Annotated in this window: 9 protein-coding genes and 1 pseudogene; all 10 read left to right on the top strand. The window is 59.7% G+C overall.

Annotated features, from left to right (window positions below; translation table 11 throughout):
* The coding region (locus tag HMPREF9162_RS11675) for a MutS domain V protein (RefSeq protein WP_009439409.1) at positions 1 to 1,319 on the top strand (1,319 nt) is incomplete at its 5' end.
* A gap of 102 nt (positions 1,320 to 1,421) precedes the next feature.
* Entirely contained in the window at positions 1,422 to 2,429 is a 1,008-nt protein-coding gene (locus tag HMPREF9162_RS11670) for a YybS family protein (protein WP_009439314.1), read from the top strand.
* A 94-nt stretch (positions 2,430 to 2,523) separates the two neighbouring features.
* On the top strand, positions 2,524 to 4,530 hold the full coding sequence (locus HMPREF9162_RS11665; RefSeq protein WP_009439531.1) for a DHH family phosphoesterase: 2,007 nt from the start codon (positions 2,524 to 2,526) through the stop codon (positions 4,528 to 4,530).
* Positions 4,508 to 4,951 (top strand): 50S ribosomal protein L9, encoded by a 444-nt coding sequence (gene rplI, locus HMPREF9162_RS11660; RefSeq protein ID WP_009439470.1) that lies wholly within the window; start codon positions 4,508 to 4,510, stop codon positions 4,949 to 4,951. Before HMPREF9162_RS11665 ends, rplI begins: the two co-directional genes overlap by 23 nt.
* A 3-nt stretch (positions 4,952 to 4,954) precedes the next feature.
* Complete coding sequence (locus HMPREF9162_RS11655) at positions 4,955 to 7,498, top strand: S16 family serine protease (RefSeq protein ID WP_009439387.1); 2,544 nt, start codon at positions 4,955 to 4,957, stop codon at positions 7,496 to 7,498.
* 34 nt (positions 7,499 to 7,532) lie between these two features.
* Complete coding sequence (gene dnaB, locus HMPREF9162_RS11650) at positions 7,533 to 8,855, top strand: replicative DNA helicase (RefSeq protein WP_009439478.1); 1,323 nt, start codon at positions 7,533 to 7,535, stop codon at positions 8,853 to 8,855.
* Between the two features lie 972 nt (positions 8,856 to 9,827).
* Positions 9,828 to 10,790, top strand: coding sequence for a 6-phosphofructokinase (pfkA, locus tag HMPREF9162_RS11645; protein WP_009439524.1), 963 nt, complete (start codon positions 9,828 to 9,830; stop codon positions 10,788 to 10,790).
* A gap of 39 nt (positions 10,791 to 10,829) precedes the next feature.
* Positions 10,830 to 11,593 (top strand): annotated as a pseudogene (locus HMPREF9162_RS11640) (ParA family protein).
* Positions 11,580 to 11,744 carry a hypothetical protein gene (locus tag HMPREF9162_RS12555; RefSeq protein ID WP_009439449.1) on the top strand — a complete coding sequence of 55 codons (165 nt, stop codon included), beginning with the start codon at positions 11,580 to 11,582 and terminating at the stop codon, positions 11,742 to 11,744. The pseudogene HMPREF9162_RS11640 and the gene HMPREF9162_RS12555 overlap by 14 nt, the downstream one beginning before the upstream one ends.
* Positions 11,741 to 12,658 carry a ParB/RepB/Spo0J family partition protein gene (locus tag HMPREF9162_RS11635; RefSeq protein WP_009439300.1) on the top strand — a complete coding sequence of 306 codons (918 nt, stop codon included), beginning with the start codon at positions 11,741 to 11,743 and terminating at the stop codon, positions 12,656 to 12,658. Before HMPREF9162_RS12555 ends, HMPREF9162_RS11635 begins: the two co-directional genes overlap by 4 nt.
* The last annotated feature ends 1 nt before the right edge of the window (position 12,659 follow it).

Genomic DNA, 12,659 nt, shown 5'->3' with positions numbered 1-12,659 from the left:
ATCTTGGGCGGACGCGGCGGCGGCAGGCGGCGGTGGCGGAGCTGCTGGCGCATCCCCTGCTCTGCCTCGAGCTCACGGCGCGCGGGGCGCGGCTGCCGGATGGGCACGACACGCGTGCGCTCGTGCGGGAGCTCGCGCAGCAGGTCTCCATCTCGCCGCGGCTTTACTGTGCGGTTGGTGCAGTCTTCTCGCTCGCGGGATGCACCGCATTCCTATGGGCGCTGCTCGGCGGTGGTACGTGGGGGCTGCCTCTTACGATCTGGTCGATCAATATAGCGCTCGCACTCGCCTTTTACCCGCGTACACAGCGCGTGCTCGCGCCGCTCGGACGGATGGCGCAGGAGCTGCGGCTCTACGGGAATATCTTTCGTGCGCTCGAGCGTGCGCCGCTGCGCGGGGATGCCCTGCGCGAGACGCTTGCCCCGCTCTCAACGCCCATGCGTGCGACGCGGGCGCAGAGCAGCCTGACGCGGCTTGCGGACGGCGTGGCGATGCGTCGGAACTTTGTCTTTTTCGTCCTCGCAAATGCGCTGTTTTTGTGGGATTTCCACTGCCGCGCATATTTTGCACGGTGGCGCAGTCGTGCGGGGGCGGCGGCGCCCGCTTGGCTTGAGGTGTGGGCGGAGATGGAGGTCTTGCTCTCGCTCGCGATGATCGGGCACACGCGCGAAGTGCACGCGTTCCCGACCTTCCTCGACGATGCGTCGCCGCGTCTTGTTGCAAAGGGCGCGATGCCGCTTGTGCTCACCGAGGAGGCGGGCACGCCGAACGATGCGGATCTATCGGCGGGGACGCTCGTCATCACGGGTTCGAATATGTCGGGCAAGACAACGTATATGCGTGTGCTGGGTTCTAACATGGTGCTGGCATACGCAGGCGCACCTGTATGTGCAAAATCCTTTGCGCTGACGCCGATGGCGGTTTACACCTCAATACAGATTCAAGACGATCTCGCGGGCGGCATCTCGACGTTCTACGCCGAGCTCCTGCGCATCAAAAAGATGATGGCATACAGCCGCAAGGGGCGCCCCATGCTTATCCTGATTGACGAAATATTCCGCGGGACGAACTCCGCCGACCGCATCGTCGGCGCGCGCGAGGCGATCCGCCGCCTGACGCTGCCGCACGCAATCACGATCGTCACGACGCACGACTTTGAGCTGTGCGACCTTGGCAAGGAAGGCATTCCGATCAGGAATGCACACTTTGAGGAGCACTACGAGGGAGATAAGATTCTCTTTGATTTCAAGATCCGCGAGGGAAGATGCAGGACGACGAATGCACAGTACCTCCTCCGTATGGCAGGCATATTGACGTGACGCGGGATTTTGGCGTATCACTGTGTCATAACGCCTGTTTCTGTTATGTGTTTTCGTGACAGTATGCTAAAAACCTGCTATAATAGGAACGTATTTTATGGGATGGAAATGACGGGCGGCACGCCGCGGAAAGGATACGGGATGAACGAGCAAGGTGCGCGCCCTGCCGCGACGGCGGGGGTGATGACGGCCGCGGCGGTGGTCTATGCGCTCGCGGCGATCTATCTGCCCATGCTGACGATGGTGCTGGGGCTGCTCTGGCCGGTGTTTGTGGCGCTTGTGGTCGTACGCGTTGGGCTCAAATGGGGCGTGCTGATGACAGCCGCGTCTCTTCTCCTCCTGATGCTCTTTGCGACGCCTGTGATGGGCGCGTTCTTCGTGCTCGCGTTCGCGCCGACGGGGCTCGTGCTCGGGGCGCTCGTGCGGCGTGATCGTTCGGCGGTGCAGACTCTCTTTGCGGGGGCGGCGGCGTCGCTCGGCGGCAAGGTCATGGGCGCGGCGCTGATGTTCGCGCTCTTTGGGCTCAATCCGCTGATGATCGACGCGGCGGATATGACGGCGGCACTCGACCGGACGATCGAGATCTATCGCTCGCTCGGCATCGCGGAGACGGAGATCACGCAGCTGCGTGCGGCGGGCGAGCAAATGCTGACGCTCTTCGTACAGATGCTGCCGTCACTCCTCGTCGTGAGCGCGCTCGCAGAGGCGGCTCTCTCGCTGACAATCCTGCAGCGGGTGCTGCGGCGCATGGGCATTGCATCCCGTGCACTGCCGCCGTTTACGATGTGGCGGTTTCCGGTGTTCTTCCCATATCTCTTCGGATTTGCTATTGTGGGGCTGTACTGGGGCTCTACAAGAGACATGACGCTGCTGTACGAGGCGGCGCTCAACGCGTATCTCATCTCTTTTTTTGCGGGACTTATCCAAGGGCTCTCGCTGATGCACTTTATGATGATGCGCTTTGAGGTTGCGCCCTTTGTCCGCACGCTGCTCTATGTGTTCGTGGCGATCAACGGGCTCGTGACACAGGTCGTCTCGTGGACGGGGTTGTTTGACATGGTCTATGACTATCGGAAAAAACTCGGTATCGATAAACAAAATATACAATAACCATATATTAGATATAAACTTGCAATAATACCCCGCCCGGGGGAATGCGAAACGGTGAGGATGCACTTCTCACGTTTTGGAAGAAGGTGATTCTATGCCGCGGAATTTATCCGCGTGGATCGATTTGACGATTCATTTGATCGTCATGCTTGCGCTTGCGCTCGTGACGTTTTGTTACAATACCTATGTCGGAATGGCGGCGCTCGTTTTGTGGGCTGCCCTTGCCGCGTTCGCGTGGGAACGTTGTCATGACAGAGAGCGGCGATTTGAACGCTACTGTATGGGCATTATCCGTAATGTAAACGAGGTAATGAACTATGCGGTGGATCGACTGCCACAGGCGATCCTCGTTGTGAGCAAGGATGGTCATCTCGAGTGGTGCAATCGTCAGCTTGGCGACTATCTCGGGACGCCCCCGCCGGAGCAAGGAACTGCCGTGGCGGATTTTTGGCAGGAACTCGTGATCGAGCCCCTTTGGGGGATGGAGGGCGAGTACCGTTTTACGCACGAAGGACGGACGTATCGCGTCTATCATCGCCCGCTGCCGACGCCTGCACAGCACGACCCGCTGATGGCGTTCTACGTAGAGGACGAGACGGAGCAGGCGAACCTCGAGATGCGGTTCCACGCGAGCCGCACTGCCCTCCTCTACATCCAGATCGACAATTTCGACGAGATCATGCAGGGGCAGACGGAGGCGGAGCGCTCGCTGCTGCTGCTCGCCGTGCGCGAACGTCTCGACGCATGGATGGAGGGACTCGGCGGGTTCATACGCAGCATCTCGGACGGCGAGTTTGTCGCACTGCTTGACCGGGCGGCGCTCGATCACGCGATCTCGGAGAAATTTGACATCCTCGATCAGGTGCGCAAACTGACAAATACGAAGGGCCTGCCCGTGACGCTTTCGATCGGTCTCTCTCTCTCGACGGATCAGTCGCTCAAGACCCTCGGCGAGGAGGCGGAAGCGAAACTCGACCTCGCGCTCGGGCGCGGCGGCGATCAGGTCGCGCTCGATATCGGCGGCAAGACGCAGTTCTTTGGCGGAAAGGCAAAGGCGGTTGAAAAACACACGCGGGTGAAGGCGCGCGTTGTGGCACACGCCCTGCGCGACATCATGGAGGGCGCGGACGAAGTATATATCATGGGACATCACAACGAGGACTATGACTGCTTCGGCGCGGCGATGGGTACGCTGTGCATGGCACGCGCGCTCGGGAAAAAGGCGCACATTGTCCTCAGTGATATGAACGAGGGCATCGACCGGTTCGAAGACGTCCTGCGCAAGGACGAGTCCTATGCGGACGTCTTTGTCCGTGCGGGGGACATCGCGAGCGTCGCGTCCGCGTCGGCGCTTCTCGTCGTGGTTGACGCGCATATCCCCCACATTCTCGCGGATCCGTCGCTGCTCGAGCGCATCCCGAAGGTGGTCGTCATTGACCACCACCGCCGCAGTGAGCATTTTGTCAAAAATCCCCTGCTCGTTTACATCGAGACCGCTTCGAGCTCGGCGAGCGAGCTGGTGACGGAACTGCTCATGTATTTCGGCGAGAACATCCGCCCGACGAAGTTCGAGGCAACGGCGCTCTACTCGGGAATCGTCGTCGATACGAAGAATTTCAACGTGAACACCGGCATCCGCACATTCGACGCAGCGGCGTACCTGCGCCGCGCGGGGGCGGATCCCGTGCTCGTGCGCAGCCTCTTTCAGAGCGACTACGAGACGACGGTCGCGCTCGCACGCGCGAAGGCGACGGCGGAGTTTTTCCCCGGCGGGCTCATCGTCGGCAGCATCCCCGAGCAGATTCAGAACGGACAGATCATCGCCTCGCAGGCTGCGGACGGGATGCTGCGCGTGGACGGGGTGCGCATGAGCATCTATGTGTTCCAAATGACCGCCGACACGGTCGGCATCAGCGCGCGTGCCTCAGGCGATATGAACGTGCAGGTGATTATGGAGCAGTTCGGCGGAGGCGGCCACGCGAACGTCGCGGGCGCACAGGTGAAGAACGTCCCGCTGCGCGAGGTGCGCGCCGCCGTCATTGAACAGGCAAGGAAATATATAGAGGAGAGTGACCGCAGTGAAAGTGATACTACAGGCTGACGTTAAAAATATCGGGAAAAAGGGCGAGATCGTGGAGGTTGCGGACGGCTATGGCCGCAATTTCCTCCTGCCGAAGAAACTGGCGCTGCCCGCGAGCGCGGAGAACGTGAACGTGGCAAAGGCACAGGCAGGGGCAAAGGCGCGCAAGGACGCCATGGCGGAGGACGAGGCGCGGCTGATGGCGGCGCAGCTCGAAAAGGTCACGGTGGACATCCCCGTGCGCATCGGCGAGAACGGGCGGCTCTTCGGAGCGGTGACGGGGAAAGACGTCGCCGAGGCGCTGAAGAAGCAGAACATCGACGTCGACCGCCGCAAGATTGCGATCCGCGGCGAAGTGACGGGCGAGGGCATTTACGAGGCAGTCGTGAAGGTGCATCCGAGCATCGCCACGACGATCAAGATTCACGTTCGTAAGGAATAGTCTATGTCGTTTTTTAAGGATTTGTTTGGCAGTCACGGCGGCACATCCGATGTCCTGCCCGCTCCCACGGGGGAGACGGCGCTCGACATCGAGATTGCCGCTATCTTTCGTATGCTCGCAGATATGATGGGGACGGAAAACCTCGTCATACAGGCGGGTAAGATGAACGCAATGGCGCTCATGCGCTCGGAGAATCGCCGCGAGCGCGTTCTCGCCCTCATGCGCATCCTCGAAGAGGATCCGATGCTCGCGCCGCCGCCGTCCGAGACGGAGATCCCGGAGATCCTTGTCCGCATGACGGAGGAGATCGCGCGCATTCGCGTGCGCCGGGATCTTGAGGATCGCATCGAGCGCAAGGTTACGGAAAAACTCGAACAGGATCACGAGGAGTACGTCGAGGACATCCGCCGTCAGGTCATCTCCGAGGAGAGTCCCGGTGCGGAGTCGCCGCATGATAAGAAAAAGCGCGAAGACCTCGAAGCCCTCGAGAATATCCGGCTCACACAGTCGGTGATGGAACTCCTGCGCCCGCAGAACTTTGACGAGATCATTGGGCAGGAGCGCGCCGTGAGGTCGCTCATGGCAAAGCTCAGCTCGCCCTACCCGCAGCACCTCCTGCTCTACGGACCGCCGGGCGTCGGGAAAACGACAGCGGCTCGCCTTGTGCTCGAGGCGGCGAAAAAACGCGCCGTCTCTCCCTTTGGGGAGAGCGCGCCGTTTGTGGAGACGGACGGGACGACGCTGCGCTGGGATCCGCGCGATATGACGAATCCCCTGCTCGGCTCGGTGCATGACCCCATTTATCAGGGGGCACAGAAGAGCCTTGCGGACAGCGGCGTCCCCGAGCCAAAGCCGGGGCTCGTCACGGAAGCGCACGGCGGCATCCTCTTTATCGACGAGATCGGCGAGATGGACGAGATGCTGCAAAACAAGCTGCTTAAGGTACTCGAGGACAAACGCGCGTATTTTGAGTCGGCATATTACGATCCTGACGATAAGCGCGTGCCGCCCTATATCAAGAAGCTGTTTGAGGAAGGTGCGCCCGCGGACTTCGTGCTGATCGGAGCGACAACGCGGGATGCGGATCATATCAACCCTGCGCTCAGGTCGCGCTGTGCGGAGATCTACTTCGAGCCGCTGACGCCCGCGCATATTCTGCGGATCGTGGAGAATGCGGCGCGGCGGCTGCATGTGACGCTCGGCGAAGGCGTTGCGGAGCTGATCAGCGAGTACACGATCGAGGGGCGCAAGGCGATCAACATTCTCGCGGACGCCTATAGTCTCGCGGTGAATCGGCTCACCGACCCCGAGATAGAGGAGATTGTTTCACGTGAAACAAATGCTGCGGATGGACTTGAAGACCGCTCGGGTATCCGACTTGCGCCCGGAGGAGGCATTCCTAAGGGCGCCGCGTCGGATACCGCTCGCGGCACGAAACTATCCGATGAAAATGTTTCACGTGAAACAATCGGGGAAGAGGAAAAAAGTAAGCAGGGCTTAAAAATGGCTGCGCCGGACACCGCTCCCGCCAAGCCGGAATTCGGCGGAACTGTTTCACGTGAAACAATCGGGGGCGAGAGAGAAAGTACGCATGGCTTAAAATTCGGTGCATCGGATACCGCTCGCGGCACGCAAGTGTCTGGTGGGGGCGTTTCACATGAAACAATCGAGGGAGAGAATGAAAGTAAGCGGGGCTTAAAACCGGCTGCGCCGGACGCTACTTCCGCCGAGCCGGAATCCGGAGAGACTGTTTCACGTGAAACAATAGAGGACGAAGGAGATAGTAAGCAGGGCTTAAAATCGGATGCGGCGGATGCTGTTCCCGACACGATAGTGTCCGGCGGGGCTGTTTCACGTGAAACAATCGGGGGGAATAGTGAAGCTCTGCGAGCGCTCAGCGTAGTTGTGACGAAGGATGATATCTATGAGGTAGTTCAGGTGAGCCGCCTGTATCCGTTCGGGCGCAAGAAGGCGTCCGATACGCCTGCGGTGGGGCGAGTCTTTGGGCTTGGCGTTGCGGGTTTCCTTGGATCAATTATTGAGATCGAGGCAGTGGCGTTTCCTGCTGCGGAGAAGGGGAAAGGAACGGTGCGCTTCAACGAGACGGCGGGCAGCATGGCAAAGGACTCTGTGTTCAACGCGGCAGCTGTGATGCGCCGATTGACGGGGCGTGACCTCCACGACTACGACATCCATGTAAACGTAATCGGCGGCGGAAACATCGACGGTCCCAGCGCAGGCACAGCGATTCTGACGGCGATCGTCAGTGCGGTGACGGGTGCGCCGATCCGTCAGGACGTGGCGGTGACGGGCGAGATCTCTCTGCAAGGGGAGATCAAACCCGTGGGCGGCGTCTTTGAGAAGGCATACGGCGCGCGGCAGGCGGGGATCACAACGCTCATCATCCCGTGGGAGAACGAGAAGGACATCCCCGAGGAACATCTTGGGCTGGATATCCGCCGCCTGAAACATGCGGAGGAGGCGTTTGACGTACTCTTTGCGAATGACGCATGGAAAGCACCTGTGCCGGAGGAAAAGAGCGCATGAAGAATATAAAAATCAAGCTGAAAGGAGTCGAGTAATGCAGGAAGGACGCATCCCCCCCCAGAGTATCGAGGCGGAACTCTCCGTCCTCGGTGCGATGATGCTCAAGGCAAACGCTGCGACGCAGGCGCTCGAGCTCCTGCGTGCAGAGGACTTCTACCGCCAGGCGCACCGCGCAGCCTTCTCCGCGATGGAGGGGCTCGTGCGCGCGGGCGAACCCGTGGATATCGTGACCGTGACCGAGGCACTGAAAAAGGCGGGACATTTGGATCAGGTCGGCGGTATCTCTTTCCTTGCCAACCTGACGAATGCTGTCCCCAGCACGGCAAATCTCGAACACTACGCCAAAATCGTCAAGGAGAAATCGATTTTGCGCAGTCTCATCGACGTCAGCACAGAGATTGCAGGCGCGGCATATGAGGGCAGCGACGAGATTAGGCAGCAGCTCAGCGACGCAGAACGCAAGATCTTTGCCATCAGCAGCGGGCAGAACACCGCAGAGTTTACGCCTGCAGAGCGCGTCGTCTTTGACGCTGTGGAGCGCATCAGTGAGCTCTCGGAGTCAAAGGGCGGTATCACGGGTCTCCCGACAGGACTCGCCTCGCTTGACAGCGTGACACGCGGCTTGCAGCCCTCTGACCTCATCATCGTTGCGGCGCGCCCTGCGATGGGAAAAACCGCATTCGTCCTGAATGTCGCCACCCATGCCGCACTGCAGGGGAAAACCGTCGCATTTTTCTCCCTTGAGATGCCGCGTGAACAGCTCATGCACCGTATTTTCTGTGCCGAAGGACAAATTGACGCGACCCATCTCGCGCGCGGCGAGCTCGACGAGGTGGAGTGGGAGCGTCTTGTAAAGGTGGCGGATCGCATGATGAAGACGCACCTTTATTTCGACGATACCAGCAGCACGACAGTTATGGACATTCGCTCACGTGCGCGCCGGCTCAAGGCGGAACATGGGCTCGACCTCATCGCCATCGATTACCTCCAGCTCATTCAGGCACCGGGGCGCGTGGAGAACCGCACGCTTGCTGTTGCCGAGATGACACGCTCATTGAAGATTCTCGCACGCGAGCTGAACGTGCCGATTGTCGTCCTCTCGCAGCTCTCACGTGCCACCGAAGGACGGTCGGATAAACGTCCCATGCTCTCTGACCTGCGCGAATCCGGCTCCATCGAGCAGGATGCGGATATCGTCATGTTCCTCTATCGTGAGGACTACTACAACCAAGACACCGAGAACGCCAATATCACCGAGCTCAGCATCGCAAAGCACCGCAACGGCGCAACCGATACGATAAAAATGTATTTTCAGAAGGAGTATACGAGGTTTCGCGATCTCGCCCGCGAACCCTGAGACGTGGAACGTGATCTTTGCGCCTAGCTTTGTCACATCGTCGGACGCGTCGGTTGACGTAGGTTTCATCTACGCCTGCCCTCGCGTCCTTCTCGTTCCTCGCTATGCATCAAAGCTGACGTCCCACTTAGGATTCCTGTATAGGAGAGACGTGACGCGGGATTTTGGCGCATCGTACTTTTTGATTTTACCTCGCGGCTCAGGTGCGCCCTTCGTTCCGCAGCGCAAACGGGACGGCAGTCCATTTATGATGCCTAGAAAGCACGCTGCCACGGCTCTAGGTCGCACAGCTCCGAGAGCCGTATGACAGCGTTCTCACATTCCCACATCTTACATCTATTCGTGCCGCCCCGCCCTTCGGGTGATGCTAAGCGTCACGAGAGAGCACACCGTTCGCCGCCCATAGGTAACCACGCGCGTATGACAACAAATAACGTGCGATACGTTATGCCGCCGTATATCGATACAGGACGCATCACATCATGTCGTACACAACGTGCAGGGGAAATATCCGTCGTCTCTATCGTCATTACAAAAATAAATTGCGCTATTTAACGCCCTTCCCCAATTGTTTCACATGAAACACACACATATCGATTATTATGTAATGTATCATGCGGCGAACGGGGTATCTTATCGACAACGCGCAGCATGAAACCCGAAGGGCGATGCGGCTCGTAGTGATCCTAGACAGTGATTTGTCAGAACGCCGCTTTGCAGTCCAAAGGACTGTGCGGCGGAATGAACTATATAGCGATATTGTTCTGCCGCATCGTTTGCGGAGCGTGGAGAAAGATACCCTGAGCCGCTCTAAAAACCAAATAAATTTTTGTTTCACGTGAAACAATCTCCCCCCATCCCCTTGAAAAAACAGGGGATTTTTTTTGCCATTTGTGATATGATGAAGGGAGTTTAGGAAAATGGATGCGGGCGTCTGCACGCATTTTACAAATGGGCAGGGGAGGAACGGTCATGTTAAAGAGTATTGCCATCATGACAAGCGGGGGGGACAGCCCCGGCATGAACGCTGCGGCACGTGCCGTGGCACGGACGGCGCTTTACGAGGGAGTCCGGGTGTGGGGCATCAACGACGGCTATCACGGGCTGCTCGAAGAGGATCTGCGCGAGCTCGAGTCTAAGGATGTCGGTGATATTATCCAGCGCGGCGGCACGTTTCTTGGCACTGCACGGTGCAAACGCTGGCAGACCCCCGAGGGGCGGCGTCTCGGACATGAAAACCTCATTAAGCGCGGTATCGAGGGACTTTGCGTCATCGGCGGAGACGGGTCGCTGCGCGGTGCACAGCTCCTCTCCGAGGAGTATGGCTTCCCCATCGTCGGGCTGCCGGGAACGATCGACAACGATGTCTGGGGCATGGACTACACGATCGGCTGCGATACGGCGGCGAACACGATCATTGATGCCATCAACAAGCTGCGCGACACCGCCTCGGCGCATCGCCGCGTCATTGTCCTCGAGGTCATGGGGCGCAACTGCGGCTGGCTTGCTCTCGTTGCGGGCATCTCCGGCGGCGCGGAATACATCCTCGTTCCCGAGGAGGAGTTTGACATCGCCGAGATCACTGAAAATCTCGCCGTCGCCTACGAAAAGGGAAAGCGCTACATCCTCATCGTTGTTGCCGAGGGTGCCGCAAAGGGACAGGACATCTGCGACTACATTGCGCAGCACACCGATATCGAGACGCGTGTCTCCGTACTCGGTCATATCCAGCGCGGCGGCGCCCCGTCCGTCATCGACCGCGTGCGCGCGAGCCAGCTCGGCGAGCAGGCGGCGCTCGCCCTCATCTCCGGACTCTCCGGCGTCGTGTTTGGCTACAGCAAGGGGCATGTCGTCTCGGTGAACCTCTACGATGCCGTCAATAACAAGAAGAAACTCGACCCCGAATACCTCCGCCTCGCAAAGGTGCTGTTCTAACCGGGGGATACAAAGAAAAGATGCGGAAAGGATGATCCCGTGGCACATATCATCGCGATTGCAAGTCAAAAGGGCGGCGTCGGCAAAACAACGACGGCGGTGAATCTCGCCGCTGCAATTGCGCGCGCAAAACGCCGCGTTTTGCTCGTCGATATCGACCCGCAGGGCAACGCAACCAGCGGATTCGGCATCGAAAAAATACGCTGACCGCGACCACCTACGAAGTGCTCATCGCGGGGGCGCGGCTTGCCGATGTGCGCATCGCATCGGACTACGGTGTGGACATCGTTCCCGCGAACGTCGAGCTCGCGGGCGCCGAGGTTGAGCTCGCAGATCTTGAGCGGCGCGAGACGCGACTGCGCGATGCCCTCACCGGGGTCGAGCGGGATTACGACTACATCTTCATCGACTGCCCGCCCTCACTTGGATTTTTAACGCTCAATGCACTCACCGCGGCACATGCCGTTCTCATCCCCATCCAGTGTGAGTTCTACGCACTCGAGGGCGTTGCACAGCTCATGAACACCATCGGGCTCGTGCAGGAGAGCGCAAATCCCGCACTCACCGTGCAGGGCGTCGTCATGACCATGTACGACGGGCGCACGCGCATCGCCGTGCAGGTCGTCGAGGAGGTGCGCGGCGTCTTTGGCGCCGCCCTCTATGAGACGCTCATTCCGCGCAATGTCCGCCTTTCCGAGGCACCGTCGTTCGGACAGCCCATTACGTCCTACGATATCACGTCGCGCGGCGCGGAGATGTATATAGCACTTGCGAGGGAGGTGATGCAGCGTGAAGAAAAATAAAAGTGGACTCGGACGCGGACTCGGTGCGCTCGGACTCGGGAAAAATATCCTAGCGCCGGAGGGCACCGCATCTCCCGCTCCTGCGGGTGCAAAAAAACCGGGGCGAAGAAAACGGCGTCATCCGCCGCCAAAGGAAAAGGAAGTTCTGTGAAAACCGCAGGGGCGGTGCCTCCGCATTCCGCAGGCAGTGCCGGAACCCCGGCGCTTCTTTCCATAGACCGTATACAGCCGAACCGGTTCCAGCCGCGCCGCGAATTCGATGAGGGCGCTCTTGAGGAACTGCGGGAATCCATCGCGCAGCACGGCATCCTACAGCCCCTCATCGTTCGCGATATCGGCGGCGGCACGTACGAACTCATTGCAGGCGAGCGCCGCCTGCGTGCGGCAAAGCTCGCGGGGCTCACGGAAATCCCCGCCGTATTTCGCATTGCGGCGGATGCCGAGCTCGCCGAGATGGCGCTCATCGAGAACCTCCAACGCGAGGATCTGAACCCCATCGAAGAAGCGCGTGCCTACGAGCGCCTCCTCGGCGAGTTCAAACTCTCTCAGGAACAGCTTGCCCGCCGCGTCGCACGCAGCCGATCGGCGATCGCCAACAGCGTCCGCCTTTTGCGCCTGGCCGCATCCGTACAGGCATTTCTCGCGAACGGTGTCCTCACGACCGGGCAGGTACGCCCCCTCCTCGCCCTTGAGAGCAAGACGCTCCAGAGCGAAGCCGCCGAATACATCCAAGAGCATGAGCTCACCGCGCGCGGCGTCGAAGCGCTCGTCAAGCGGCTTATCAAAGACCCGAATGCCCTCAAAAAAACGTCTGCGGCACCCGCGCAGCGCTCCGCTCCCGATATCTTCGTTCGCGAGGCAGAGGAACGTTTGACACGCAGCCTTGGGACGAAAGTCTCGATCCGGGCAGGGCGCGAAGAGGGCAAAGGGAAGCTCGAGATCAGCTATTTCTCCGCGGACGACCTCGAACGGCTCCTCGGACTCCTCACGGCTGCGGACGGGGCAGCGAAGGAGGATAAGCGCGCGGCGCTGCGTGCCGTTTCCGCGCAGAATTTCACCATCTGAG

Source organism: Selenomonas sp. oral taxon 137 str. F0430 (assembly GCF_000183625.1).
Taxonomy (GTDB): domain Bacteria; phylum Bacillota; class Negativicutes; order Selenomonadales; family Selenomonadaceae; genus Centipeda; species Centipeda artemidis.
Note: the sequence above shows the minus strand (reverse complement) of the source record. Positions and strands in the feature narration are given on the sequence as shown.

Excerpts from the sequence above, each read along its gene's own strand:
- HMPREF9162_RS11670 (WP_009439314.1), top strand. The coding sequence starts at position 1,422 with ATGGAAATGACGGGCGGCACGCCGCGGAAAGGATACGGGATGAACGAG.
- HMPREF9162_RS11665 (WP_009439531.1), top strand. The coding sequence starts at position 2,524 with ATGCCGCGGAATTTATCCGCGTGGATCGATTTGACGATTCATTTGATC.
- HMPREF9162_RS11655 (WP_009439387.1), top strand. The coding sequence starts at position 4,955 with ATGTCGTTTTTTAAGGATTTGTTTGGCAGTCACGGCGGCACATCCGAT.
- dnaB (WP_009439478.1), top strand. The coding sequence starts at position 7,533 with ATGCAGGAAGGACGCATCCCCCCCCAGAGTATCGAGGCGGAACTCTCC.
- pfkA (WP_009439524.1), top strand. The coding sequence starts at position 9,828 with ATGTTAAAGAGTATTGCCATCATGACAAGCGGGGGGGACAGCCCCGGC.